At 40.5% G+C, this 25,063-nt stretch carries 24 protein-coding genes and 4 pseudogenes; 17 read left to right on the top strand and 11 right to left on the bottom strand.

The features are described from left to right. Positions 1–34: 34 nt before the first annotated feature. The 4 genes from JEU79_RS22805 to JEU79_RS27130 all read right to left on the bottom strand — a co-directional run bounded on the left by JEU79_RS22805 (position 35) and on the right by JEU79_RS27130 (position 4,017). Positions 35–1,474, bottom strand: coding sequence for a YcjF family protein (locus JEU79_RS22805; protein ID WP_246540685.1), 1,440 nt, complete (start codon positions 1,472–1,474; stop codon positions 35–37). Further along, a complete protein-coding gene (locus JEU79_RS22800) occupies positions 1,416–2,948 on the bottom strand; it encodes a GTPase (RefSeq protein ID WP_198266242.1) in 1,533 nt (510 codons plus the stop codon). The genes JEU79_RS22805 and JEU79_RS22800 overlap by 59 nt, the downstream gene beginning before the upstream one ends. 130 nt (positions 2,949–3,078) lie before the next feature. After that, on the bottom strand, positions 3,079–3,663 hold the full coding sequence (locus JEU79_RS27135; protein WP_246540684.1) for a hypothetical protein: 585 nt from the start codon (positions 3,661–3,663) through the stop codon (positions 3,079–3,081). A 24-nt stretch (positions 3,664–3,687) separates the two neighbouring features. Then, entirely contained in the window at positions 3,688–4,017 is a 330-nt protein-coding gene (locus tag JEU79_RS27130; RefSeq protein ID WP_246540683.1) for a hypothetical protein, read from the bottom strand. A 405-nt stretch (positions 4,018–4,422) separates the two neighbouring features. Here JEU79_RS27130 and JEU79_RS27125 point away from each other — a divergent pair. From JEU79_RS27125 to JEU79_RS22770, 5 genes and pseudogenes are all read left to right on the top strand, one after another. Then, a pseudogene (locus tag JEU79_RS27125) lies at positions 4,423–5,025 on the top strand (IS1595 family transposase); the annotation flags it as partial. A 166-nt stretch (positions 5,026–5,191) separates the two neighbouring features. Then, positions 5,192–5,242 (top strand): annotated as a pseudogene (locus JEU79_RS27120) (hypothetical protein); the annotation flags it as partial. A gap of 297 nt (positions 5,243–5,539) precedes the next feature. Then, the gene (locus JEU79_RS27115; RefSeq protein ID WP_246540682.1) at positions 5,540–5,839 is read left to right on the top strand and encodes a transposase; all 300 of its coding nucleotides are present in this window, start codon (positions 5,540–5,542) and stop codon (positions 5,837–5,839) included. After that, positions 5,836–5,997, top strand: coding sequence for a hypothetical protein (locus JEU79_RS27110; protein ID WP_246540681.1), 162 nt, complete (start codon positions 5,836–5,838; stop codon positions 5,995–5,997). The genes JEU79_RS27115 and JEU79_RS27110 overlap by 4 nt, the downstream gene beginning before the upstream one ends. 47 nt (positions 5,998–6,044) lie before the next feature. Next, a pseudogene (locus JEU79_RS22770) lies at positions 6,045–6,392 on the top strand (IS1595 family transposase); the annotation flags it as partial. On the opposite strand, the gene JEU79_RS27845 reads toward JEU79_RS22770, so the two are convergent. Together JEU79_RS27845 and JEU79_RS27840 are read right to left on the bottom strand one after the other, a co-directional pair. Then, complete coding sequence (locus tag JEU79_RS27845) at positions 6,393–7,052, bottom strand: OmpP1/FadL family transporter (protein WP_198266238.1); 660 nt, start codon at positions 7,050–7,052, stop codon at positions 6,393–6,395. Continuing rightward, positions 7,045–7,653, bottom strand: coding sequence for an OmpP1/FadL family transporter (locus JEU79_RS27840; RefSeq protein ID WP_198266237.1), 609 nt, complete (start codon positions 7,651–7,653; stop codon positions 7,045–7,047). Before JEU79_RS27840 ends, JEU79_RS27845 begins: the two co-directional genes overlap by 8 nt. A gap of 650 nt (positions 7,654–8,303) precedes the next feature. On the opposite strand from JEU79_RS27840, the gene JEU79_RS22755 reads away from it, so the two are divergent. After that, positions 8,304–9,596, top strand: a complete 1,293-nt coding sequence (locus tag JEU79_RS22755; RefSeq protein WP_198266236.1) for an OmpP1/FadL family transporter — start codon at positions 8,304–8,306, stop codon at positions 9,594–9,596. A 298-nt stretch (positions 9,597–9,894) separates the two neighbouring features. Here JEU79_RS22755 and JEU79_RS22750 read toward each other — a convergent pair whose 3' ends face one another. Continuing rightward, entirely contained in the window at positions 9,895–10,125 is a 231-nt protein-coding gene (locus JEU79_RS22750) for a sulfurtransferase TusA family protein (RefSeq protein WP_198266235.1), read from the bottom strand. 267 nt (positions 10,126–10,392) lie between these two features. Further along, positions 10,393–10,719: a rhodanese-like domain-containing protein gene (locus tag JEU79_RS22745; protein ID WP_198266234.1), complete on the bottom strand. Its 327-nt coding sequence runs from the start codon at positions 10,717–10,719 to the stop codon at positions 10,393–10,395. 96 nt (positions 10,720–10,815) lie between these two features. On the opposite strand from JEU79_RS22745, the pseudogene JEU79_RS22740 reads away from it, so the two are divergent. The 6 genes and pseudogenes from JEU79_RS22740 to soxA all read left to right on the top strand — a co-directional run bounded on the left by JEU79_RS22740 (position 10,816) and on the right by soxA (position 16,183). Continuing rightward, a pseudogene (locus tag JEU79_RS22740) lies at positions 10,816–11,762 on the top strand (IS1595 family transposase). Between the two features lie 431 nt (positions 11,763–12,193). Further along, the gene (locus JEU79_RS22735; RefSeq protein ID WP_198266233.1) at positions 12,194–13,675 is read left to right on the top strand and encodes a M48 family metalloprotease; all 1,482 of its coding nucleotides are present in this window, start codon (positions 12,194–12,196) and stop codon (positions 13,673–13,675) included. Positions 13,676–14,040: 365 nt separating this feature from the next. Further along, positions 14,041–14,418 (top strand): sulfur oxidation c-type cytochrome SoxX, encoded by a 378-nt coding sequence (gene soxX / locus JEU79_RS22730; protein WP_198266232.1) that lies wholly within the window; start codon positions 14,041–14,043, stop codon positions 14,416–14,418. A gap of 59 nt (positions 14,419–14,477) precedes the next feature. Next, positions 14,478–14,969: a thiosulfate oxidation carrier protein SoxY gene (gene soxY, locus JEU79_RS22725; RefSeq protein ID WP_343075023.1), complete on the top strand. Its 492-nt coding sequence runs from the start codon at positions 14,478–14,480 to the stop codon at positions 14,967–14,969. Positions 14,970–14,993: 24 nt separating this feature from the next. Further along, positions 14,994–15,311: a thiosulfate oxidation carrier complex protein SoxZ gene (soxZ, locus tag JEU79_RS22720; protein WP_198266231.1), complete on the top strand. Its 318-nt coding sequence runs from the start codon at positions 14,994–14,996 to the stop codon at positions 15,309–15,311. Positions 15,312–15,328: 17 nt separating this feature from the next. Continuing rightward, the gene (gene soxA / locus JEU79_RS22715) at positions 15,329–16,183 is read left to right on the top strand and encodes a sulfur oxidation c-type cytochrome SoxA (RefSeq protein ID WP_246540680.1); all 855 of its coding nucleotides are present in this window, start codon (positions 15,329–15,331) and stop codon (positions 16,181–16,183) included. A gap of 264 nt (positions 16,184–16,447) precedes the next feature. On the opposite strand, the gene JEU79_RS22710 is transcribed toward soxA, so the two are convergent. Then, positions 16,448–18,193 (bottom strand): SulP family inorganic anion transporter, encoded by a 1,746-nt coding sequence (locus tag JEU79_RS22710; RefSeq protein ID WP_198266230.1) that lies wholly within the window; start codon positions 18,191–18,193, stop codon positions 16,448–16,450. A 506-nt stretch (positions 18,194–18,699) separates the two neighbouring features. Between JEU79_RS22710 and rnd the strand changes: the two genes are divergently transcribed. From rnd to JEU79_RS22695, 3 genes are all read left to right on the top strand, one after another. After that, the gene (gene rnd, locus JEU79_RS22705; RefSeq protein WP_198266229.1) at positions 18,700–19,842 is read left to right on the top strand and encodes a ribonuclease D; all 1,143 of its coding nucleotides are present in this window, start codon (positions 18,700–18,702) and stop codon (positions 19,840–19,842) included. Positions 19,843–20,051: 209 nt separating this feature from the next. After that, a complete protein-coding gene (locus JEU79_RS22700; protein WP_198266228.1) occupies positions 20,052–21,194 on the top strand; it encodes a DUF3549 family protein in 1,143 nt (380 codons plus the stop codon). A 113-nt stretch (positions 21,195–21,307) separates the two neighbouring features. Further along, positions 21,308–22,294 (top strand): serine/threonine protein kinase, encoded by a 987-nt coding sequence (locus JEU79_RS22695; protein WP_198266227.1) that lies wholly within the window; start codon positions 21,308–21,310, stop codon positions 22,292–22,294. Positions 22,295–22,318: 24 nt separating this feature from the next. Here the strand turns inward: JEU79_RS22695 and JEU79_RS22690 are convergent, their stop codons facing one another. Next, positions 22,319–22,627: a DUF3301 domain-containing protein gene (locus tag JEU79_RS22690; protein WP_198266226.1), complete on the bottom strand. Its 309-nt coding sequence runs from the start codon at positions 22,625–22,627 to the stop codon at positions 22,319–22,321. Between the two features lie 106 nt (positions 22,628–22,733). Between JEU79_RS22690 and JEU79_RS22685 the strand changes: the two genes are divergently transcribed. Next, positions 22,734–23,381, top strand: coding sequence for an OmpA family protein (locus tag JEU79_RS22685; RefSeq protein ID WP_198266225.1), 648 nt, complete (start codon positions 22,734–22,736; stop codon positions 23,379–23,381). A 140-nt stretch (positions 23,382–23,521) separates the two neighbouring features. Next, on the top strand, positions 23,522–24,370 hold the full coding sequence (locus JEU79_RS22680) for a class I SAM-dependent methyltransferase (RefSeq protein WP_198266224.1): 849 nt from the start codon (positions 23,522–23,524) through the stop codon (positions 24,368–24,370). Positions 24,371–24,442: 72 nt separating this feature from the next. Here JEU79_RS22680 and JEU79_RS22675 read toward each other — a convergent pair whose 3' ends face one another. Continuing rightward, positions 24,443–24,862: an OsmC family protein gene (locus JEU79_RS22675; RefSeq protein ID WP_198266223.1), complete on the bottom strand. Its 420-nt coding sequence runs from the start codon at positions 24,860–24,862 to the stop codon at positions 24,443–24,445. Positions 24,863–25,063 lie beyond the last annotated feature (201 nt).

Here is a 25,063-nt window from a genome sequence, read left to right as displayed (position 1 = left end):
CCTACGTTTGTTCGATTAGATCAATATTCCGGTATCACATGCCCGCTCTTAACCGGCTCATTATATCACCTTTTGCTTGTTTTAAAATTGAGTTGCGGTCGAGTGAGTCTAATATTGACTGGACAGCAACTTTAGGACCGGCTTCACCCCAAGACTTGCCTTGACGTAAATATTGTTGCGCAGCCTTGCCCACAACTAGAGTACTATAATAGGCCACTGCACCTTGTGCTGAAGCGGTCAGGACTGTGGATAAACCGCCCGTACCGAGTTTCAATGCACTGGAAATAAAATGTATTCCCCAGATAGTGCCGAGTAACAATAGCATTTGGCTGGCAATGGTTGTTATTAATTCCCCGGCCTCTGTTTTACTTAAGGGCAGGCCATACAACTTGGCTAAATGGATCACCAAGGTGACATCAATAATCGCTGCCGCCATTAAATCCGCAACGGGCACCGGGTTTATGGCCACCGCCACCCCTTTAGACACACAATAGGTATGAATAACCTTTTCTGCCAGTTCTTTGCGCACCGCTAAAATTCGCTCACTGACTTGATCAGACAAGTCACTGGCAAATAAGCTGGCATTAATTGCCGCCAGGGTTTTTCCCTCGCCTTTTATAATAGACCACAGACAATTTTTTAGTTCCGCGACATCCGGCGGAAAAATTTTCGTTGTTTCTTTTTCATTGCCCTGTTCATCCACTAAAATATAGTGTTTTTCTGTACTACGCGCAGAGGCGGTGATTATATTTTCAACATCAACCAAACCGGCCACACGCTGTTGCAAACTACTGAGCAATAATTGCTGTTCTTTTTTAATATAACGATCAATTTTATTCAGCACCAAAACCACCGGTCTGGACTCTGACATCACCTGTTTTAAAGCCTGATATTCTGTATCCGTCATATCGCCATCTAAAACAAATAAAATAATATCAGAACGTGTCGCGACCTCATGCGCCATTTTAGCCCGTTGTTCACCCTCTATTTCATTAATACCTGGCGTATCAATAAAAAACACACCGCCTGCTTCATATTCCTGCCAATTAGAGAATTCAGTATTTTTTGTTTCACCATGCAAAGGACTGGTGGTGAATTTTTCTTGACCGATGAGGGCATTTAATAGTGATGACTTGCCGACACTAACACGTCCTAACACAGAAATATGGATATGTTGATGCTCGATTTTTTCCAGCATCTGTTCGATTTGTTGAAAATCGTCCTTGAGTGATTCACGCACCTGATCCGGCACACGGGTATCTTGCAATAAATGGCTGAGACTTTCTTTGGCAATAGAGAGGTGTTGATCGCCAGCACTTTCTGATTGCCCCTCTGATTGGCTTTCTGGCTGAGTTGCTACTTTTTCTATATCAGTTGTGTCTTTGTCCGTCACTAAGACTTTACTATAGGCACGCTCAATCGCGTTGGCGGAGCTTGAGGACCAGTTTGATAAAATCTTTTGTGCGCGATTCAATATTTTCACCCAATTGCTCCTTATACAAATCACTGACTAATGTGGGCGATAACTCACCGGTTACTTCCAAAGTACGGGCAATGGAACGTCCCAGGGTGTCAAAAATCATTCCATAAGCGACGGCATGCATCAAACCACCGGATACCGTGCCAATACCGGGAAAAGCCTTGAGCCCGTTCCCGGCAATCGCCAAGAGTAAGGGCAAACTTTTATCCATACGTAATTGTATCAGTTCAATTAGCTTATTGGCATCAATATCCGTGGCATTTACCTCATAGAGTTTGCATAAATCTTTCACCATCTGTATGCCTAAATAGCCCTGCACCAGAAGATCGGTCCCCGGACTAATCGTTGCCATTGAAGCAACCACGGCTTTTTTAGTATAGCCATTGACCAGTCGTTGACTTTGAGAGAATTTAAACCGGGCATCTAAGTCATCAAGCTTATTATTCATAAGACTGGACACAGATATTTCCCGCAAACGTTCCAATTGTTTTAAGCCTAAGTCACTGATCAACTGTGACACTCGCTCACGCAAGTCATTAACATCAATAGGCAATGGACGTTGCACACGCTCTTCTTCACCATCAGGGGTCAAGCGAATAAATTCACGCGTGCCACCCGCACTCATGGTCACTAGCGATGCAGCCGAATTGATGGCCTGAATACGTTGCTGAATACGTTCAATAATTAATGCCAGCTCTTCAGGCTGATATTGATCGGCTTTATTCAATGCCACTATGCAAGGTTTGGCCAGTGAAAGAATCGGCTGAAGCTCTTGCCATTGACTGGCAGTCAAATCGCCATCACAACAATAAATAACAATATGAGCACGCAATACCTCTTCACTGGCTAAGCTATCTAATTCAGAAAATTGTTCATTTAAGCCCGGCATATCGGTTAGCACCACATCATGACTGGTTTTGTTTTCATCCAGTAGCGACCACTGGTAATGAACAACTTCCTTAGTCGTGCCACCTAAGACACTGCTTGCTATCGATGCTTCACCAGTCAACGCCTTAATCAATGAACTTTTACCGCTGCTAATATCACCAAATAAAGCAATATAAATGCTTTGCTGATCTTTTCTTTGTGCGTATTCCTGAAGTTCAGCCGCTAATGCTGACTGTATAGTGGCTAATTCTTTTTCCTGTGCTGAGGATATTTTTTCATTGAGCGCATCCAGACGTTGACTGCTTGCTTTAATATCAATGTGTTGAGGTGATTTGTTTGCTGTTTTTGTTTGTTGTTTCTTTTTAGGCAGCAATAGACGCCAGAGAATCCCACCAAAAACTAAGCAGGCAAAGGCAATTGCACTGGCATACGTCCAAATCAACCATAGCGGCTTTTGTTGGAGTTGTTCCCAGACCGAAAAGGATAAGTTGGTAACGAAGAGAATAGCAACAAGGAAAATGAAAAATAAAACAGTGAGCGCAATGGCAATTAGCAGACGAGAAGAGGGAAAAAGTTTCATGGGCAAATCATAACAGACTGGTAAGCATTCGTCAGTATCACCGCGTGGGCACGGCTTTATCTGCCCACGCGGTCTGAATGATACATACACGCTAAGAAACTAATTAAACACAAGCCTCCCAGCAATCACCCTAGAAGTCAAAGCCACCTGAAGATTCTTTCTTCTGGCTCTTACCCGAAGCAGCACTCAAGGCTTTTTTGATGGCATCGGGTGACGCCATAATACCCATAAAGCTATTGCTACCCGCCATTGATAAATCAGGGAAGTTCATAGCGATGCGAAATTTAGCACTCAGAGCATAGACCTTACCATCTTCAGCAACAATCATTTCATAAGGAAGGTGAGCGGTAGAACGTGTATCCATGAAATCAACTTCTTTCATAATGGTGGCATCATTACTCATGCCATCAGTCATCGCAACACCAATGATGCTACGTTGCTTGCCCGGAATATCCACTTGAAAGACTTTGCTCACGCCGCCTTTTTTTGCTGCAAGCGCAGCATTAATGCTAGCCATTGCCTTGTCATAACTGCCGTGATCCGATAATAGATCAGGCTCATCAAAATAAGGCATACCAAACATATAGTGATAACCTTGTAAGTCATCTGCTGATAAGCCTTTTTCAGCACCATAGGCCATTTGTTCACCTAAAGCACTTTTTAAACTAGCGGCAACATCTTCAAGCTTGCCCGCCATTTGATAGCTATTGGCCATATAAACAGGATTAGTATAAGTGACCTATATTGTACCTTTCACATCAGTTACTGCAACACGTTGTACGGCACCATAAGCACCTGTCTTAGTGGCTGCGGCATTATTTTTTAATGCATCATTAGTAACAATAATAATATTGGCACCGGCATAAGGTGAGTATTCACCGACAATTTCAAAACCTGCTCCGGTGAGTTTATCTTTGGTACTACTGAGCGTTGCAGCCATATCACCGCTAGCAGCATCGCCCAGATAAAAAGGTTTAAGTTGTTCTGCTTGTGCAATAGAAACACTGAGCAATAAGATTAAAGCAAAGACTTGCATGAAAGTTGATTTGTTTACTAAAGATTTACACATAGGTTTTGTATCCCCCAAAATAAAATAAGAAACTGATTCTCCGACCAGCCTTCTATAATGTAGTTGTTTCGGATCAATAAAGCAATTAGCTAAAGGTCTAATTTTCCACTAGTCGCACTGTGGAATACCGTTATATTGTTTTAAGACATAAAAAAAGGGGTCTTAAAGACCCCTTCTTTTACACTTTTTTACAATGGCTAGGAAAGCTTAGAAATTCCAACCATAAGCAATACCCCAAGCATCCTGAGACATTTCAATGTCAGCTTGACCACCACCAAATGCTAATGGAATTGAGTTAGTTTCACCTTTAACTTTACTTGATTACCCACAAAGCTCCGCCATATTTCGATAATTATACTATAATTATACTATAATTAAAGTATAGATTATGTGTGGAGTAGAATGATGTCAAAAAATAAAATTCAGTTTCAAGAAGGTTATAGTTTATTTGAGCTTTTTAATGATTATGGCACTGACAAACAGTGCCGACAAGCCTTATTTAAATGGAAATTTCCTGATGGATTTGTTTGCCCAGAGTGTGGCAATAAGACTCTATTGCACTCTAGAACATCGCCATCTTTATCAGTGCCACCATTGTCATCATCAGACATCAGCAACCTGTGGGACAATATTTGATAGTACCAAACTGCCTTTATCTAAGTGGTTTTTAGCGATTCATCTTATGACTCAATTGAAGACAGCGGTTTCAGCATTAGAATTAAAGAGACAGCTTAAGGTAAGCTACAATACAGCCTGGAGTATGAAACAAAAAGATCATGCAGGTTATGAAAGAACGTGATGACAGTAAACCTTTATCAGGCATCATTCAAATTGATGATGCCTACTGGGGTGGTGAGCACAGAGGCGGCTCCAGAGGTCGTGTTCAGAAAATAAAACACCGTTCGTTGCAGCCGTTTCTACTAATGAAGATGGACACCTGATTGCAATGAATTTAAATGTGCTTAAAGGTTTAAATCCAGTGAAATAAAACGATGGGCACAAACTCATTCTTGATTACCCAAAAGCTCCGCCATATTTCGATAATTATACTATAATTATACTATAATTAAAGATAATGGAGGAAAGATGTCAAAAAATAAAATTCAGTTTCAGGAAGGTTATAGTTTATTTGAGCTTTTAATGATTATGCACTGACAAACAGTGCCGACAAGCAATATTTAAATGGAAATTTCCTGATGGATTTGTTTGCCCAGAGTTTGGCAATAAGACTTATTGCACTCTAGAACATCGCCATCTTTATCAGTGCCACCATTGTCATCATCAGACATCAGCAACCTGTGGGACAATATTTGATAGTACATGCCTTTATCTAAGTGGTTTCAGCGATTCATCTTATGACTCAATTGAAGACAGCGGTTTCAGCATTAGAATTAAAGAGACAGCTTAAGGTAAGCTACAATACAGCCTGAGTATGAAACAAAGACATGCAGGTTATGAAAGAACGTGATGACAGTAACCTTTATCAGGCATCATTCAAATTGATGATGCCTACTGGGGAGTAGTGAGCACAGAGGCGGCTCCAGAGGTCGTGGTTCAGAAAATAAAACACCGTTCGTTGCAGCCGTTTCTACTAATGAAGATGGACACGATTGCAATGAATTTAAATGTGCTTAAAGGGTTTAAATCCAGTGAAATAAAACGATGGGCACAAACTCATTTAACACCTGGAAGTACTGTTTACTCAGATGGGTTAAATTGTTTTCCTGCGGTTAAAGAAGCTGACTGTAAGCATGTTCCAATCGTCACGGGTGGTGGTGCGGCAATTGTTGATAAAATTGAGTTTATCTGGGTTAACATATGATAGGTAATATTAAAAACTCTATGAAGGAAGCTATCATTATTAACTCAAAACATTTACCTCGGTATCTTGCTGAATTTTGTTATGGGTTTAATAGACGCTTTAACTTAAAAGACATGATGCCAAGGTTTTTATGCTTGGCGATGAAAACGCACCTATGAATGGAAAGCTCCTAAAAATGGCGGAGCTTTATGGGTAATCAAGAACTCATTTAACACCTGGAAGTACTGTTTACTCAGATGGGTTAAATTGTTTTCCTGCGGTTAAAGAAGCTGACTGTAAGCATGTTCCAATCGTCACGGGTGGTGGTGCGGCAAGTGTTGATAAAATTGAGTTTATCTGGGTTAACACTATGATAGGTAATATTAAAAACTCTATGAAGGGAAGCTATCATTCCATTAACTCAAAACATTTACCTCGGTATCTTGCTGAATTTTGTTATCGGTTTAATAGACGCTTTAACTTAAAAGACATGATGCCAAGGTTTTTATGCGTGGCGATGAAAACGCCACCTATGAATGGAAAGCTCCTAAAAATGGCGGAGCTTTATGGGTAATCAAGTAACTTTATTACTAAAAGCATGGTAATAATACATAGAAATTTCACTACCCTGAGGTAAAACATAAGTCATACCAAGACTTGCATGTTCTTCAATCACAGCAGGTGCTAGGATATTGAACATAGTTTCACTTTTGCTAATAGGTTGATCAGCATAACTATAACCAGCACGTAATGTTAATTGCTTGTTCCACTGATATTCACCACCTAACTTATAAACAGTCATGTCATCCCAACCAAAACCAGAACCATTGTTAGTACCAAGGTAGTTAGCAGGGTTAAACATAGGGTTACCAGAATTATTAGGACCCGAATTTAGCTCATTACCAATTGACTTAACATCACTGAAGTTAATTTGTTGAACATCAAAACCAACTAGTAATTGATCAGTTGCCTTCCAAGCAATACCAATACCATAGTTTTCAGGCACATCTAAGTTACCACCTTCTGATAAAAGGCCTTTATAATCACTGAAATCATCCATGCTGACTTCAGAGTTATAAACCACACCAACAGTCAACGAATCAGTTAATTGTCCTTGCCAACCTAAGGAAATACCAAAGCCCCATGAGTCATCACGGCCTTTATTTGTAACATTGTTAGGCGCTTGAGAAACCTGACCAGACGCTGGACCTTGTGAAGCTGTGAAGTTATCCAAGCCCCATGGCCTTAAACTGCTGATATACAGTCACTAAAGAAACACCAATAGAGTGATTTTCATTAACTTTATAGGATAAAGTCGGTAAAATTTTGATTTGCTCTAGATTGATACCTGAAGAAGTTGGCATACCAAAAACTGCACCGGCATTGAAAAGCCCTAAATTACTATAGCTTGTGTTCATACCACCAGCACCAACAACAATCAGGCCAACAGACATGTCATCACTTATCATGTAGTTAAAACCGCCCTCTGGAATATAAAAAGGGCCATCATCACTACCACTATAACTTCCATCAACGGAAGGCGATAGGCCATTTGGAGTCATGAGCCCACCATTACCAGTAATTGTAGCAGTACGATCGGGATCAAATATTTGAATTCCCATATCAAAGCGGTTACCAACACGAACCATTGCTGCTGGATTATCAGCACCAGAGATTGCACTATCAGCCATTGCGATACCAACACCGGCACGACCATTAGCCTTAGTGCCATTACCCATCATGAACATACCATTGGTAGCCATAGCGGTTGTAGGAATAGCAGGAAGTAAAATTGCGGCAGTCACTGCTGCGGCTAGAAAACGATTTTTAATCATTACGGTTGAGCTCCTTTAAAAACTTTTTAGCGTCAGTTAATTTTTTGTGCCTTTATTGCCTATCTATTTATTTAAGCAAGGAAAACAAAAAATCATGATTATATTTATATGAACCAGTGTCTCTATATTAAAGAAGAGAATGTCACGCTTTAGCGTTTGTTATTATTCATACACTGTATTCATGTTCTTTTAGTACAAAATTGGCACGAAATTGGCACAAAATGTTGCAATAACACAACACTTTTCATCAATGTAGGATATTTTGTACACTTTTGTTCTAAATGTCAAGTTAAAACAACATTTAAAATAGCCTAAAGTATTGAGTTTCATACAATTAGTACATAATGGTAATCTAATATAGATTAGACAAAGGTCTAATTCCGAAACCAAACAAACAACAACTTATAGCGCACTTCTATTTTTGTTTTTAACTTTACACCTTAATTGCTGAATATTTCGTGCTAGTTACTGTGTATTTTTTATTAATTTATATCATTATTGTTGCTTTTTATTCATTTTTTTTACGCAAAACCTTGCCTCTTTGCACAATTAGATGTATATTGTATAATAAATACAACACATACTAATAACTAAAATCGCTACGCCATCAACTAATTAGTTTTATTTTGGCAATCAATAGGACATTGAATATGAACAAATCACTCAAATTGGCTATTGCAGCTTCTACACTTATATCAAGCTTATCGCTTAGTAGCCAGGTTATCGCATCTGGTTTTGCTATTATTGAAAACAGTGCCAGCGGCATGGGGCAGGCTTTTGCCGGTGCAGCAGCGGTTGCTGAAGATCCTTCTACTATCTTCTTTAATCCGGCAGGTATGATGTTTTTAGAAGGTACTCAGATGACTGCGGGCATGCATATTGTTGATTCTAATTCTGAATTTAAAAATAAGGGCAATACATTCTTTACGGGCACTAATGAAGGTGGCAATGCTGGAGATACCTTCTTTATCCCTAACTTTTATTATGTGCAAGATTTTGCTGGTAAATATAAAATTGGTTTAGGTGTTAATGCCCCTTTCGGCCTTGGCACTGATTTTGGTGACAAGTGGATAGGGCGTTATGCCTCTACGGAATCAGAACTTAAGTCAATCAATCTTAATCCCTCCATTGCCTTTAGAGCCAATGATAAACTTTCGATTGGTCTGGGTATGAATATTCAATATCTTGAAGCGCGGTTGGAAAAGAATATTAATCAATTTGCTTTTGGCTCTTCTGATGGCAGTCTTTCTGATGGCAGTGTTAAAGTTGAAGGCGACTCATGGGCAATGGGTATCAATGGTGGTTTTATTTATGAATTCACTCCCGCTACTCGTATTGGTGTCCATTATCGCGGTGAAGTCTCTCACGACCTTGAGGGGGATATTAAGTATAAAAACCTTTCTCCTATTTTGACCAATTTTCCAGTATTTGCTAATCAGGATGTAACTGCTGGCATAGACACACCTTCCACATTTTCCATTAGTATGACTCATCAGTTAAATGATCGACTAACACTTTTAGGTGATGTCACTCATACCAAATGGAGTAACTTTCAGGAACTTAAAATTGAAGGCGATAATGGTTCTGTGCCATCACTCGTAGAAGAAAAATGGAGTGATAGCTATCGCGTTGCTTTAGGTATGAAATACCAATACAGCCCACAATGGGTCTTAAGAACAGGTGTTGCTCGTGATGAAACTCCCATTGCCAATAAACGCCGTACCTCAAGAATTCCTGGCGATGATCGCACTTGGCTTAGTTTTGGTGCTAGCTACTCACCTAATAGTAATTTAACGATTGATGTGGGTTATTCTCATTTATGGGTTAAAGATGCCAAAATTAATGAAGAGTTTACCATTGCAGGTATAGGCACAGACTATTTAAAAGGCGAATTCGAAGCTGATGTTGATATTTTAAGTGCTCAGGCGACTTGGAGGTTTTAAGTTTAGTTGGGAATGTTTGATCTTCACCGCGTGGGCACAAAAAACGTGCCCACCCTACGGTCAGAAACAAACTGAGTATAAAGAAGCCGATGTAGCGTGGGCACGTTTTTTGTGCCCACGCTGAAAATGTGAATATAAACTCTCAAGTCAGCATCTCTCAAGTCAGCATGGTACAGATTAATCATGCCCACCTCGACATTTATTACAAAAAACAGGCATAAAAAAAGCCCGTTCTATCTGAGATAGACCGGGCTTTTTTATTAATTCATGCTGTGAAAGCATGAATCAACAACGGAAATTAAGCTTTCTTGATTAAGAACTCAAATTTACCGCCATTTTCACTGCTTTCCATTAACTCGTTACCCGTCTGGTTAGCAAAAGCTTCAAAATCTTTTACAGAACCTGGATCAGTTGCGATAATGTGAAGCACCTGACCAGCATCTAATTCTGCTAAGGCTTTCTTAGCACGTAAAATTGGTAGTGGGCAGTTTAAACCTGAAGCGTCTAATTCTTTATCAAAGTTAGCCATTAATATTCCCTCGTCTCTTTATTTATGAGCTTATGAGCATCGTCTCTGTATGAGTATCGATGAGCGTTTATGAATATGATATGCCTCTTAAAAACAATTACTGAGCCATAACATAATGTCTATTAAGTTTGTGAACACTGATTCTAGCCTAAATAATCGCTAATCACCAGTTTCTCTACCCAAGTATTCTAATATACTTTAACAGCATTTAACAAGCCTGCCAAAAGAGATAGGCCGAACGGCCAATCTCTTGCTAAATCTGCCCTTTTATACCGCGATGGGCAAGCCCATTTGCGCCCAGGTCACAATGCCGCCACGCAAGTTAAAGACATTATCAATGCCCTTAGAAGCCATGAAAGCACAGGCCTGAGCAGAACGTGCTCCGGTCTGACAATAAAAGATAATGGTATCTTCATTACTAAAGTCTTCTACTTTCAGCGGGATTATATGTAAGGGTAGGTTCTCAGAACCCCCGATCTTGCCACGAGCCACTTCTGCCGGTGTGCGTACATCAATCAGCTTGACATTGTCCGGCAAATTTTCCAGTTGACGACTTAGCTCATTCGCATCTATTTCTTTCTTGATTACCCACAAAGCTCCGCCATATTTCGATAACTATACTATAATTATACTATAATTATACTATAATTATACTATAATTAAAGTATAGATTATGTGTGGAGTAGAATGATGTCAAAAAATAAAATTCAGTTTCAAGAAGGTTATAGTTTATTTGAGCTTTTTATGATTATGGCACTGACAAACAGTGCCGACAAGCCTTATTTAAATGGAAATTTCCTGATGGATTTGTTTGCCCAGAGTGTGGCAATAAGACTTATTGCACTCTAGAACATCGCCATCTTTATCAGTGCCACCATTGTCATCATCAGACATCAGCAACCTGTGGGACAATATTTGATAGTACCAAACTGCCTTTATCTAAGTGGTTTTTAGCGATTCATCTTATGACTCAATTGAAGACAGCGGTTTCAGCATTAGAATTAAAGAGACAGCTTAAGGTAAGCTACAATACAGCCTGGAGTATGAAACAAAAGATCATGCAGGTTATGAAAGAACGTGATGACAGTAAACCTTTATCAGGCATCATTCAAATTGATGATGCCTACTGGGGTGGTGAGCACAGAGGCGGCTCCAGAGGTCGTGGTTCAGAAAATAAAACACCGTTCGTTGCAGCCGTTTCTACTAATGAAGATGGACACCCGATTGCAATGAATTTAAATGTGCTTAAAGGGTTTAAATCCAGTGAAATAAAACGATGGGCACAAACTCATTTAACACCTGGAAGTACTGTTTACTCAGATGGGTTAAATTGTTTTCCTGCGGTTAAAGAAGCTGACTGTAAGCATGTTCCAATCGTCACGGGTGGTGGTGCGGCAAGTGTTGATAAAATTGAGTTTATCTGGGTTAACACTATGATAGGTAATATTAAAAACTCTATGAAGGGAAGCTATCATTCCATTAACTCAAAACATTTACCTCGGTATCTTGCTGAATTTTGTTATCGGTTTAATAGACGCTTTAACTTAAAAGACATGATGCCAAGGTTTTTATGCGTGGCGATGAAAACGCCACCTATGAATGGAAAGCTCCTAAAAATGGCGGAGCTTTATGGGTAATCAAGATTTCTTTTATACCTTGCATTAAAACAACCCCCTGTACAAAATGTCAGTATCTATTATAGAATTAGCCAGATTGACCACTATAAAAAAGTATTTGATTATATAGTAATATACCTGAGTATTTCAAGTGGTTATTTTCAGGTGCTTATTTCAATTATAGGGACAGATTAAATAAGCCATTTATCTTTACATTTGTAGGATGCGGTGAGTGCAACGAACCGCATCAACGATGCCTGTTTAAAAACATTGATGCGCTTCGTACTTCAGCAGCATCCTACCCTAGATAGCATTGAACTAATGTTCAACTGAGTTATCTAAAAACAGTTATCTAAAAACATTCGGTGAAGCTTCTATTTCACCATTACCGACTAAACAACCGAGTATGTAAATACAAGGATAGTGGACAATTTCTATTTGTGAACCTTTTTTTGAATAACAATCGCTTTTTTTTAATACTCCATCTCTTTCTCTGCCTGAGTCTGATTTATCGCCCCCTATACGCCAAAGAAATTGAGTTGCCGGATATGGGCGCATCATCCAGTGTCGCTTTGACCCCCCATATGGAAGAGCAGATTGGTCGTGATATCGCCACCCAAATCCGCAACTCACATCAGGTGATCGATGATCTGGAAATCAATGAATATTTGCAAAACTTAGGCTATTCACTGGTGGCCAATAGCGATGATGCCTATCAAAATTTTCACTTCTTTTTAATTGGCTCAAACCAGATCAATGCTTTTGCCACCCCCGGTGGTGTGGTTGCTGTCTATAGCGGACTGGTGCTGACCACCGACACAGAAAGTGAGCTGGCATCGGTACTGGGTCATGAAATTGCCCACGTCACCCAGCGCCATCTAGCACGTTCCTTTGAAAAAGCCAGCCAGTTTAGCCTACCACTCATGGCAGGGATGATTGCTGGTATTTTACTCGGTGCAGCCAGTGGTGATGGTGGTCTAGGGGCAGCGGCAGCCATTGGCTTCTCCGCCGCTGGCCAGCAGGCACAAATCAATTATACTCGTGCTAATGAAAAAGAAGCGGATCGCGTTGGTATGCGCTATTTGGCATTGTCAGGCTATGATCCTGAAGGTATGCCCAGCTTTTTTCAAAAATTAGAACGCAAAAATCGCTATGTGGGCAAAGATTATCCTGAGTTTCTCCGTACTCACCCGATTACGGTCAATCGAATAGCGGAAGCAGCGCAACGGGCGGAACAATACAAACGCAAGATGTCACATTTTAATAGTTCTTTAAATTACCGTTTAATGAAAGCCAAGTTGACCGTTATCAGTGCTGCCAGAACGAAACAGGCCTTGCAATACTATCGTGCCAGAACGGAAAAAAATAGCCTGGCCATACACCCCGAATATTATTACGGCTATGGACTGGCCTTATTTAAAAAGCAACACTACTCACAAGCCATTAAAGTATTTCGTGCGCTCAAAGCCTCAGCACCACAAAATATGGTTTATACCAATGCACTGGCAAAAGCTTATATTGCTAGCGAAGAAAAAGCAGCCGTTAATGCCGGGCTGAAGTTATTATCAACGGCGAGTAAAAACAATCCTTATAATTTAGTCATTACCGCTAATTATGCTTATGCACTGATGCAAACGGGACAATTAAGCGAAAGTATTCTATTGCTCGAAAGTTATAATAATAATAATTTTAAGCACCCGGCTATTTATAAGCTACTGTCCAGAGCCTTAGGCAAGGATAAACAATTGGTCAAAGCCCATATTGCTGAGGCGAATTACTATTATTATAGTGGCCTGCTGGATGCCGCCATTGAGCAATTAGACATTGCCCGTAAAATCATGCCTAAGAATGATTTTTACACACTCTCAAAGCTCAATGCACGTAAACGCGCCATTGAAGAAGAAAAGGCGCTCTACGAGCTTGATGATGAGTAATTTGTCTATTTTTTGAACATTGTTCACGTTTACCCTAATGACCCTATATTTTATCAAGTTTCATTTTGCCTCATTAAGCATTTAATCAATCAAAACAACAATTTAAGATTTTGCTAACTTACTAATTTTGCTATAAGTTAGCTGCTTTTTCCTTTTTATACCTGTCAGGTATTGTATTCATTCATTAATACTGCTATTTTTACATCTGTTCAAAATGAACAAATTTTAAAATAACCCCTATCACTTGTACCTAACAATGATTTTTTGCAGAGATACCTTCCGCATCAAAGCATTTTTTAAGTCAGTATTAGGAATAAAACGAGTCACCTCACGGGGCGGGATAACTTTTTAATTAGGAGGAGTCGATGCGAAGTTTTTCAAAAATCGTATCTACAACATCAATTATTGCTGTTGCTATTACCGGTTTAGGCTTAGCCTCAACCACTGTTAATGCTGCAGGAACCAGCAAAGCTGATTTGGAAAAAGGCCAGGCATTAGCCTTTAATCGTAAAAAGGGCAATTGTCTTGCCTGTCATAGTATCAAGGGAGGCAAATTGCCTGGCAATATTGCGCCACCTCTGGTTGCTATGAAAGCACGTTTTCCTGACAGAGCGGTTCTAAGAGCACAAATTTTTAATGCAAGTGCCAAAAACCCAAATACAATTATGCCTCCTTTTGGTCGTCACAAGATCATCAGTGAAAAGGAAATTGATTTGATTACTGATTTTATTCATCAGCTTTAATTCCGATTTGATTCTGGAGTCTAGGATAAAATAACAGCAGAAAATAGATTTATGATAATGTGAGAAAATTGTTAAAAAATGCTTCAAAAGCCAAAAGGCTTTTTTTAAAAAGCAGCCTAAGTGCTAGTGTAATAACAATAGCAATTGGGGCGGGGTTTCTTACTCCTATGCGGGCTTTGGCCACATGGAATGAAGCAGCTTTTAAAACCAACAATTTACCCACAGCCATTAAATCTGCTTTAGGCAGTGATTTATCAGAAGCCAGTAATAAAATCACTATCAAAGCACCTGATATAGCCGAAAATGGTACTTTAGTACCCGTGACTGTCAGTAGCTCCTTAGAAGATGTGAGTGCTATCACCCTCTTCTCAGAGAAAAATAATGCACCTTTGGTTGCACAATTTGAACTGGACAAGGACTGTGATGCCTTTATCGCAACGCGAATAAAAATGAATATGACATCTAATGTCATTGCCATTGTTACCGCAAAGGGCAAACACTACAGCACACGCAAAGAAGTCAAAGTCACCCTTGGTGGTTGTGGCGCTTAAGTGGCGATTAACAGGTTAATTGATATGAGGAAAAGTTCGATTAAAATCCGTGCTCAGTTTAACAACGGCACGATATTAGTTAAGGCTCTGATCAGCCATCCAATGGAAACTGGTTTACGTATAAATAAAAAAACGGGTCAACCAATTCCAGCAAAATTTATTAAAAATGTAAAATGTGTGTCTAATAAAAAAGTACTATTAAATACTCACTGGGGTGTTGCTGTTTCAAAAAACCCTTATTTGTCATTTAGGTACTCTGGAGGCAGAACAGGCGATATAATCAAACTCACCTGGACTGATAATACTAACCAGACAGACAGCATTGAAGCTAAAGTAAAATAGCAAGGATAACATCTAAAATGAAAGCATCCAAAATGAAGAAAGCAGTATTAGCTTTAACCGCCGCTGGTGTCCTGGGAGGCCTGGTCAGTACTGCGATGGCAACCACACCTTCGGAAGATCTACACAATTTCCGTGATTATTTCTACAAGAAATTTCCCGGTGTATCACTGAACGAATTTGGTAATGGTGTTTATGGCATCGATCCAAAATCAAGAGAAACATGGGAAGCAATTGAAGAATTTCCTCCTTATGAAATCGCGATTGATCAAGGTGAAGAACTTTTTAATACACCTTTCAAAAATGGCAAAACCTATGCTTCTTGCTTCAAGAACGGTGGTATTGGCATTCGTCAAAACTTCCCTTTCTACAGCAAAGCTGAGAAGCAAGTAAAGACACTTGAGCAAGTGATTAATGAGTGTCGTACTAAGAATGGTGAAAAAGCACTGAAATGGAAGAAAGGCAAACTTGCCGCTATTTCATCTTACATGGCTTATACTTCTCGTGGCAAGGTCATGAATGTTAAGACACCTAAAACTGCTGATGAAATCAAGTGGTATGAAAAAGGTCGCAAACACTTCTATGGTAAGCGTGGTCAGTTAAATATGTCTTGTGCTAACTGTCACGTGGATAATGCCGGTAACTATATCCGTGCTGATATCTTAAGCCCTGCATTAGGTCACGTATCTCACTTTCCTGTTTACCGTGCTAAATGGGGTGGTTTAGGTACTATGCACCGTCGCTATGGCGGTTGTAACAAGCAGGTTCGTTCTTTACCATTGAAAGCACAGAGTGATGAGTACAAAGCATTAGAGTACTTCCATTCATATATGAGCAATGGTATTGAAGTAAATGGCCCTGGCTCTAGAAAGTAAGGGTTCTAGAAAGTAAGCTTGAAAAAGTAAATTTTCTTAAAACCTAAGCTTGATAAAAGCCCCTTATCTGGATGACAGATAAGGGGCTTTTTTTATAGCTGTAGGGTGGGCATGGCTTTATCTGCCCACGCTGACTCAAGGCAAATCTTGTATTCACACTTTTCAGCGTGGGCACAAAAAGCATGTCCACCCTACAAATGCTGAACACCCCAGTGCAGCCTGCCTCATTCTGAATTTAACCCAAAAACCTGTTTCGACCCCCTTTTATGCTGTCTTTCTGATGATCTGCTTAGGGAAAGTTAAAGGGCAATTAGCCGAATCAAACTCAGAAGATTCTCCGAGTCGTTTATAGATTGCTTCCAGCGCCATGTCTTCATTGGCAAAGATATTTTCCTGACCAATTTCATCAAACAAGCCCGTGCGGCGAAGCACTAGCAAGATCTGACGTTTTAGACCACTGAATACCAACTGAATATTATTTTCTTTGAGACGTTCATTCAAGTGATGTAAGACTTCTTCACCGGAGGCATCTAATTGATTAATTGCATCACCGACGACTAAAATATATTCGGCTTTTGGCTTATCACTCACAGCTTCAAGAATGGCATCTTCAAAAAAGGCAACATTGGCAAAGTATAAAGAACCATCAAAACGAATGGCGATAATTTGATCAGAAGTTTTCAGATCATTGACTTTCACATCGCGTAAAGTACCATCTTTATAACGTCCTAAAATCGCCACACGCGGACTCATAGTACGATAAAGATAGAGCAAAATTGCCAGTCCGCCGCCAATCATAATGCCCTTATCAAGATGTGGAGCAAAGCCCAAAGTCGCAACAAAGGTTACAATAGAAGCAATACCATCATGCTTTGATGCATGCCATGCATGAATCATTGCTTTGAAGTTAATCAGACCAAAAACAGCGGTCATGATCACTGCCGCAAGTACTGCCTTGGGCAGGTGATGCAGTAGCGGTGTAAGAAACAGTAAGGTGACAAGAACAATAATACCAGTATAAACCGATGACATTCCTGTTAATGCACCGGCATTTATATTCACCGCTGAACGAGAAAAAGAACCACTGGTTGGATAAGATGAGGTCATAGCGCCTAACATGTTTCCCAAACCCTGACCGATTAATTCCTGGCTGGGATCGATACGCTCTTTGGTTTTTGCCGCCATGGCCTTGGCAATAGAAATCGCTTCCATAAAGCCAATGAGGGAAATAACAATGGCACTTGTTACTAGAGTGCCAAATACTTCCATATTAAAAGTGGGCATCGCAATCGATGGTAGGCCTTCTGGAATCACTCCTACCACAGCGCCGTTCATGCCTTCAAAATCAATGACCCAACTAATCAGAATTGTCCCGGTAACTGCAATCAATACACCGGGGACTCTAGGCCATTTTTTTCTGGCAAACATAATACCAGCAATAGAACCCAGGCCAAAAATCAAGGTTAGTAAATGCGTTTCATCCAGATTTAGCACCACCCCCCAGATGTCATTGATAAAAAACTCACTGCGTTCTTTTTCAACGCCAAAGATCTTATTAACCTGAGATAGGGCGATGATAATTGCTGCCGCATTGGTGAAGCCCACGATAACGGGATGTGATAAAAAGTTGACGATAACGCCCAGTTTGAAGACCCCCAGCATAAACTGGAACACTCCAACGAGAAAGGCTAGCATGATTGCCAAAGAAACAAATTCTGGTGAGCCAACCACCGCTAATGGCGTGATTGCTGATGCAGTCAATAAAGAGACAACTGCCACCGGCCCCGTGCCAAGCTGGCTCGATGAACCCCATAGTGCAGCAATCATGACTGGAAGAAAGGCGGCATACAAACCAAAATACGCAGGCAGTCCAGCGAGAGATGCATAGGCCATTGATTGAGGAATAAGCACCAGAGCGACAGTGATACCGGCAATAATATCTGTCTTGACGGTATTTCCAGTCATTGGAAACCATCTTAAAAATGGTAGAACGCGTCTGATTGAACTCATTATTTATGCGTACCTAGCTGTTTGAAAAGATCAAAGATAAAACCTATACCCATGACACTTGGAAATGCAACGAGGCATTTTGACTAAGAGCCGATTGATTGTATAAGTACTACATGATTAAGGCTTTTAGTTAAAATAACGAAGTCTGCATTTCCAAGTGTCATGGGTATATAAACTTTGACCATAGAGTTAGATAATAATTGCAGGGAGAATGACGTTCTTTAGGCAGGTAAATACAGACGCTAAGACCTTAAAAAGGGTTTATTTTAGCAGCTACTTGCTATTCTCTTAGCAATGTAGATGAGTATTTTATTATATATCCATACTAAATTCAATGGATTTAGACTGCTAAGCAGTCGCTTATGCTGTACTCAAAAAAATATTAAACAACTTTCATGAGTGAGTAAATTTAACAATTAGAATATCTTAGCCACGCTAATTAAGTTAAAATAAACGCCATTATTATTTACCGACACCACTCTTTTATATAAACAGACAGGTCATAAATGCAAGTTCATTTTATTGATAATCAAGCCAGTTTAGCCGCCATTTGTCAGCAATTCGCTCAAAGTGAGTTTTTAGCACTGGATACTGAATTTGTCAGACAAACCACCTATTACCCCATTTTAGCCTTGCTTCAAGTCTGTGATGGCGAGCAAATTGCCATCATCGATCCCCTGGCTATCGAAGACCTCAGTCCTCTGATGACGGTGTTGTATAATAAAGATATTCCCAAGGCCATTCATTCCGCTCGGCAGGATATGGAAATTTTTTATCATCTCAATGATGCAGTACCTGAGGCACTCTTTGATACTCAGGTCAGTGCTGCTTTATTAGGCTATGGTGAACAAATTGGCTATGCGGCCTTAGTGAAACTATTATTGAATGTCGAGTTAGATAAATCACAAACCCGCACCGACTGGCTCAAGCGGCCATTGACTCAAAAACAAATTGACTATGCTGCTGACGATGTGCGCTATCTGGCAAAACTCTACCCGGTACAAAAACAAAAGCTTCAGGATTTAGGCCGTCTTGAATGGCTGCAAAAAGACTTTCAATTTCTGTCCAATAGCGCTACCTATACCCCTTCTCCCGACACGATGTGGAAAAAAACCAAGGGCATGAATCGGCTCAAGAAACAAAAACTGGCGGTGTTAAAAAATCTAGCGGCCTTTCGTGAAGACTTGGCGATACAACAAAACCGTCCCCGGCGCAGAGTCATGACCGATGAGTTACTTATTGCGCTGGCAACCAATCCACCCGGTGAGCTCAGTGAATTACAACAACTTCAGGGTTTGAGCCATAAGTTTCTAGAGTATAATGGTGACACCCTTATCAAGCTGATACAACAAGGTCTAGATACTCTTGATGACGATTGTCCGAAGCTACCGAGTTATGACAAGTTGAACCAAAATGAAGAGGCACTAGCAGATTGTTTGATGGCCATTGTGCATTTGTCTGCCAATAATAACAATATCAGCCCACGCTGCTTATGCTCTCGCAAAGACTTAGATGCTCTGATCAAAGGCAAGCGCGACTTAGCCCTATTATCCGGTTGGCGCAATGAACTGATTGGCAAACATTTACTACAGTTTTTAGCAGGCAAAGCACAGCTCAGCTACAATGCCGGTCAACTGGTCTTTAATTAGTGTCCATTCGTTTATTCTAGAATCATTTGATAATTATGACCGTAGGGTGGGCATGCTTTTTGTGCCCACGCTGAAAGTGTACATAATAAGCGCTTGAGTCAGCGTGGGCAGATAAAGCCATGCCCACCCTACGGTTCTTTATATAAAAAACCTATTGACGGATGGACACTAATTAAGCTCAGGGTATAATCCATAATGGAAAGCACTTTATGAAAGCAATGCGTAGTTTTAACCAGTTTTTTTCTGAAATTGACTGTCAATTTCAATGCTATAATTTAGGGCGCATTGTCTCTACTGTTGAAAAAGCCGATTTTATTGACTTTGAAGAGACCCGCATCCCCTGGCAAATGCCCTTCTTGCAACACGCTTGGTTTGCCCTGCTGTTCTGGAAAAACAAAGCTCATGGGGAAAACAAAGTCGATCTGCAAGCCAATGAAGCGCAACAGCATGTCTGGTTTATTAAATTACCATTAGATGAGCAGGCAAAACTGAATCTCGCTGCCCGTGATGATTTTTTGCGCCGTCTATTTGAAGTGCTGGGGAATTATCTCACCTTATCTCAGGAGCAAAAAAGCGATAATACTGAAGATAAGCTGAACGCATTGCAAAAAGCGATGCAAGATAACCCCTATGGTTTTACTCCCAAGCCTGAGCAAATGGCCAATTTTCATGCCATGGTACATAAGCAATTAAATTTACCGACCTCTGAGTTTTATTCCAGCACGCAAAATTATCTGGCCAAAATAGCAGACGACACCAAGCATGACAATGACTGGCAATCATTAGGCATACAAGGTTTTGCAGATATTTGTGCTCGTCTGGATGAAAGCGACACTCTTAAATATAATAATGAAAAGCTGATCAACAATGCCCTATCTCAGCTTCCCATCGAACCTTTTACTGCACTTTGTAGTTGCTTGGAAAATTATAAGATTAGCCACGACATGAGCGATATTATTTTCCAGCGCCTGAACACCCTATTGAGCAATGCACCAGCGGAACTTAATCAATGGTGTCTTGCCATAACACGAGCAAACGCACAAGCAAGCGTTTCAGACAAGCAAATTAAATTATTACAAACTGTATTAGGCTCAGCGGTTAAAGCTGATATTGAATTACTCGCCAGTCTGGCTGGTCGTAGCTGGCACGCAGTCACTCAGCCGGAAATACTACCCGATTTCCTTGAAGCTCTGGCACTTGCTGAGAGCGAATATCCCGGTGCATTTAAAGCGATTGTCGCTGACCTCATGTTTATTCCGGGGCTACGGGAGGTTATTTTAGCGGCTTTTCGTTCTCCGGAACGTTCGCCACAACTGAGTCAGGCAATCGGCTCTTTTTTTAAAACTTTATAAATTTAGTAACTACTCAGAGTATTACAAAGCACAATCTGATACGGGAGTTTTACTGATATAGTTCATGATTTTTTACACCCATAATTACTTATAACACGATCAATAGGCAAGCAATGACCGACTCAATTGAAGATTATTCCAAACTCGATCCCGATGCAGTGCTCAATGCTGTTGAAAGCAAAGGTTATTTATCCGACGCCCGGATATTGGCACTCAATAGTTATGAAAACCGGGTTTATCAGGTTGGTATTGAAGAAGAAGCTCCCATTATTGCCAAATTTTATCGCCCCGGGCGGTGGAGTAACGAGCAAATATTAGAAGAACATCTTTTCTCTCAGGAACTGCACGAACTGGATATCCCTGCAGTACCGCCTATTTTTTTAGACAATGAAAGTCTCTTTGATTATAAAGGCTATCGCTTTGCACTGTATTTGCGCCGAGGGGGACGCGCACCAGAACTGACCGATATGGATCACCTCTATTGGTTAGGCAAATTAATGGGACGCATTCATGCAGTGGGAAAAGCGTGTCAATTCCAACACCGCCCTACCCTGTCGATTGAATCATTTATCATGCGACCCTTTGAATACATCCTTGAACATGACTTTATGCCAGCGCTATTTGTTGACTCCTATAAAGCCATTGTCAGTGATATTTTGCATCACGTGCAAAGCAACTACAAACAGTTTGCACCGCAATTAATTCGCCTCCACGGTGATTGTCATCCGGGCAATATTTTATGGACAGACAATGGCCCGCACTTTGTTGATTTTGATGATAGTCGTAATGGCCCTGCGATTCAGGATCTTTGGATGCTACTTTCCGGTGAACGCCAGGAACAGGAAATGCAATTACGAGAAGTATTAGAAGGCTACGAAGAGTTTTGTGATTTTGACCGCAGTGAAATCAATCTGATTGAATCACTGCGCAGCATGAGAATCGTCCATTATGCCGGTTGGTTGGCCAAACGCTGGGATGATCCTGCCTTCCCAAGAGCTTTTCCATGGTTTAACACGGAACAATTTTGGGGTGAGCATATTTTGCAACTCAAAGAACAACTCGCTATTCTACAGGAACCACCCCTGCAACTATACCCATGATACTGGGGTATATATCCTTAGGGACTAATCAATACGATAAGCATCCATATCGATCCCCTCAAACTTAGTGCCACTGAGTTTGACATAGCCTTTATAACGGCTATCGCCATCACTACTGAACTCAAATTCATAGACTCTACACAATTGCATATAGCCATGAGGATGACGACATAAGCGTAGCTTTATCACATCCAGCGTATCATCAAGAAACTGCAGTTCCAGCCTTGCGCAGGCTGATTTTGCCTGCCCATAAGCGACCTCGTAAGCACTCACAGAATTCCACCAATACCAGATTAATCCGGCTATAGAAAAAAAAACAATATAATTAAGCATCAATATTCTACTAAAACCCTAAAAATTTAATATTTCCCTTGCAACATCTGATATAGCAAGCTATCCTAGAACATGATAAATCATTTTTAAAAGAAAAGGGATCGTTATGTCTATGAAAAAGCTATTTGCTATGTCAGCTATTGGTTTAGCTATAGGTATTGTATCAGCTTCAGCCACTGCTGGGGGTGATGGTTTTGTTGAAAATTATGTCACTACATCTTATGGTGAAGTGTGGAAAAATAGTTATGGTGAGTGCTGGCGTGATCGTTTCGCTGCCACTGATGTTAAACTAGAAGAATGTGGTTACGAAAAGAAAATGGGCGTTGCTGAAGTTATCGTTGCTAATGACGTTAAAGAAGTTGTTATGACTGATAGTGCGCCTGCATGTCCAGATATTATTGTTCTGAAAAACCTGCACTTCGCATTTGACAGCACTACAGTTAGTGACATTGATAAGTCAAAGCTAGAAGAAGCAAGAGATTTCATCCGTGCAGAAGTACCTGAAGGTTGTCATAAAACAGAAACTGTTCTAGTAACAGGCCACACTGATAGTACTGGCCCAGAAGCTTATAACCAGAGCCTTTCTGTAAGACGTGCTGAAGCAGTTATTAACTTCCTGAACTCAATTGGCGCACAAGCTACTTTTGTTGCTGAAGGTAAGGGCGAAAGCGATCCTATCGCTGATAACTCTACTAAAGAAGGTCGTGCTGAAAACCGTCGTGTTGTTATCGACATCGACACTAGCAACAACTAAGCAATTAGTAAGCTAGAGTGACTCGGCTATCAAGCTTGATAGCCGAGCACACAGCCTTTATAAAAAAGCTGTAACAGTTAATCTGTTACAGCTTTTTTTATTTCTCAAGCAATTTAATTTTCGGGTATTTTTCGGGTACGATGATACGCATTACTGCCACACAAACGGACTTATATAAAGCAGCCAAAGACCTTGCTCAACAATGGGGCTTTCATTTTGTCTCAATGGCCGATCAGGCTGACACCGAAAATTTTCAGCTACAACTCACACCACAACGACTACAATTACTGCAAACAGATAAAAAATCACCCGGCCCTATTGCAATTGATTTTGCCACAGGACAAGTTGCACATAGACGGCTTTTTGGTGGCGGTAAAGGTCAAACGATTGCCAAAGCCGTTGGCTTAAACAAAGACAGCAACCCACTCATTCTTGATGCGACGGCCGGTATGGGCAAGGATGCGTTTGTCTTTGCTTCACTGGGTGCACAAGTCATCATGATGGAGCGCTCGCCAATATCTGCTGCACTTTTGAGTAATGCGCTACAACGCGCCACAAGTGATACATCCATTGCTGAAATCATCGCTCGCATGACACTAATTTATGGCGATGCCCGCGAATTAATCCATGTCCAAAATAATAGTCACAACAGCAATAACAGCGACAATAAAGACTTTATTCACTTCAAACCCGGTAGCTCTTTTTTTACTGATCAGTTAATTGCCCAGCCTGATGTGATTTATTTAGATCCGATGTTTCCTCATAGAAAGAAATCGGCATTGGTAAAAAAAGAAATGTTAGCCTTTCAACAACTGATAGGCAATGATGATGACAGCGGTGAACTCTTGACTGCTTGCCTGCCGCTAGCCAAAAAGCGAGTTGTCGTTAAGCGCCCCATAAAAGCACCTTATCTCAATCAACAAAAACCATCATTGTCGATGAATATGAAAAAACACCGCTTTGATATTTATTTTACGCACCTTAATTAACCTGAGTTCAGTAGTAGGGTGGGCATGCTTTTTGTGCCCACGCTACGCCTACAATCATTTTGGCTCTACTATTTATCTTGTTTCAACAATCTCATAATCATGAGTAATTTCCACCGTTTGCGCCAGCATAATAGAAGCCGAACAATACTTGGTTGCCGATAATTCCACTGCACGTTCCACCATTTTTTCTTTCAAATTATTGCCACTAATCACAAAGTGAATATGAATTTTGGTAAATACTTTGGGGTCGGTTTCTGCTCTTTGTGCATTTAATTCCGCCACACAATCAGTGACATCCTGGCGTGAGCGTTTAAGAATAAGCATCACATCAAATGAAGTGCATCCCCCGAGTCCCATCAACATCATCTCCATAGGACGAATCCCCATGTTGCGGCCGCCTAAATCTGGCGGCCCATCCATGACCACAGCATGACCACTGCCAGACTGCCCCATAAACATCATGTCTTCAACCCACTTTATTTTTACATCCATCGACTTAGCCTTTTTTTTCTATAAAACACAGGGCAACATTATTTCATGACTCGTAGCTTAATATCTACTTTATTAAGCACTTAAATGTGACATCAACTAAAGATTTCTGATTAAATTATCGCACTTTTCTATTTTCATGCTATTCTATTATAGAGATGAGCATGAGGCTCAATAACTTTTTCTTTTGCAATACACTTTTTG

Source organism: sulfur-oxidizing endosymbiont of Gigantopelta aegis, assembly GCF_016097415.1.
Taxonomy (GTDB): Bacteria; Pseudomonadota; Gammaproteobacteria; order GRL18; family GRL18; genus GRL18.
The sequence above is the reverse complement of the archived record's forward strand: the minus strand, read 5'-3'. Positions and strand labels throughout refer to the sequence as shown.

Excerpts from the sequence above, each read along its gene's own strand:
- JEU79_RS22800 (WP_198266242.1), bottom strand. The coding sequence starts at position 2,948 with ATGAAACTTTTTCCCTCTTCTCGTCTGCTAATTGCCATTGCGCTCACT.
- JEU79_RS27135 (WP_246540684.1), bottom strand. The coding sequence starts at position 3,663 with ATGGCCAATAGCTATCAAATGGCGGGCAAGCTTGAAGATGTTGCCGCT.
- JEU79_RS27130 (WP_246540683.1), bottom strand. The coding sequence starts at position 4,017 with ATGTGTAAATCTTTAGTAAACAAATCAACTTTCATGCAAGTCTTTGCT.
- JEU79_RS27110 (WP_246540681.1), top strand. The coding sequence starts at position 5,836 with ATGATAGGTAATATTAAAAACTCTATGAAGGAAGCTATCATTATTAAC.
- JEU79_RS27840 (WP_198266237.1), bottom strand. The coding sequence starts at position 7,653 with ATGATTAAAAATCGTTTTCTAGCCGCAGCAGTGACTGCCGCAATTTTA.
- JEU79_RS22755 (WP_198266236.1), top strand. The coding sequence starts at position 8,304 with ATGAACAAATCACTCAAATTGGCTATTGCAGCTTCTACACTTATATCA.
- JEU79_RS22750 (WP_198266235.1), bottom strand. The coding sequence starts at position 10,125 with ATGGCTAACTTTGATAAAGAATTAGACGCTTCAGGTTTAAACTGCCCA.
- soxX (WP_198266232.1), top strand. The coding sequence starts at position 14,041 with ATGCGAAGTTTTTCAAAAATCGTATCTACAACATCAATTATTGCTGTT.
- soxZ (WP_198266231.1), top strand. The coding sequence starts at position 14,994 with ATGAGGAAAAGTTCGATTAAAATCCGTGCTCAGTTTAACAACGGCACG.
- soxA (WP_246540680.1), top strand. The coding sequence starts at position 15,329 with ATGAAAGCATCCAAAATGAAGAAAGCAGTATTAGCTTTAACCGCCGCT.
- JEU79_RS22710 (WP_198266230.1), bottom strand. The coding sequence starts at position 18,193 with ATGAGTTCAATCAGACGCGTTCTACCATTTTTAAGATGGTTTCCAATG.
- rnd (WP_198266229.1), top strand. The coding sequence starts at position 18,700 with ATGCAAGTTCATTTTATTGATAATCAAGCCAGTTTAGCCGCCATTTGT.
- JEU79_RS22700 (WP_198266228.1), top strand. The coding sequence starts at position 20,052 with ATGAAAGCAATGCGTAGTTTTAACCAGTTTTTTTCTGAAATTGACTGT.
- JEU79_RS22695 (WP_198266227.1), top strand. The coding sequence starts at position 21,308 with ATGACCGACTCAATTGAAGATTATTCCAAACTCGATCCCGATGCAGTG.
- JEU79_RS22690 (WP_198266226.1), bottom strand. The coding sequence starts at position 22,627 with ATGCTTAATTATATTGTTTTTTTTTCTATAGCCGGATTAATCTGGTAT.
- JEU79_RS22685 (WP_198266225.1), top strand. The coding sequence starts at position 22,734 with ATGTCTATGAAAAAGCTATTTGCTATGTCAGCTATTGGTTTAGCTATA.
- JEU79_RS22680 (WP_198266224.1), top strand. The coding sequence starts at position 23,522 with ATGATACGCATTACTGCCACACAAACGGACTTATATAAAGCAGCCAAA.
- JEU79_RS22675 (WP_198266223.1), bottom strand. The coding sequence starts at position 24,862 with ATGGATGTAAAAATAAAGTGGGTTGAAGACATGATGTTTATGGGGCAG.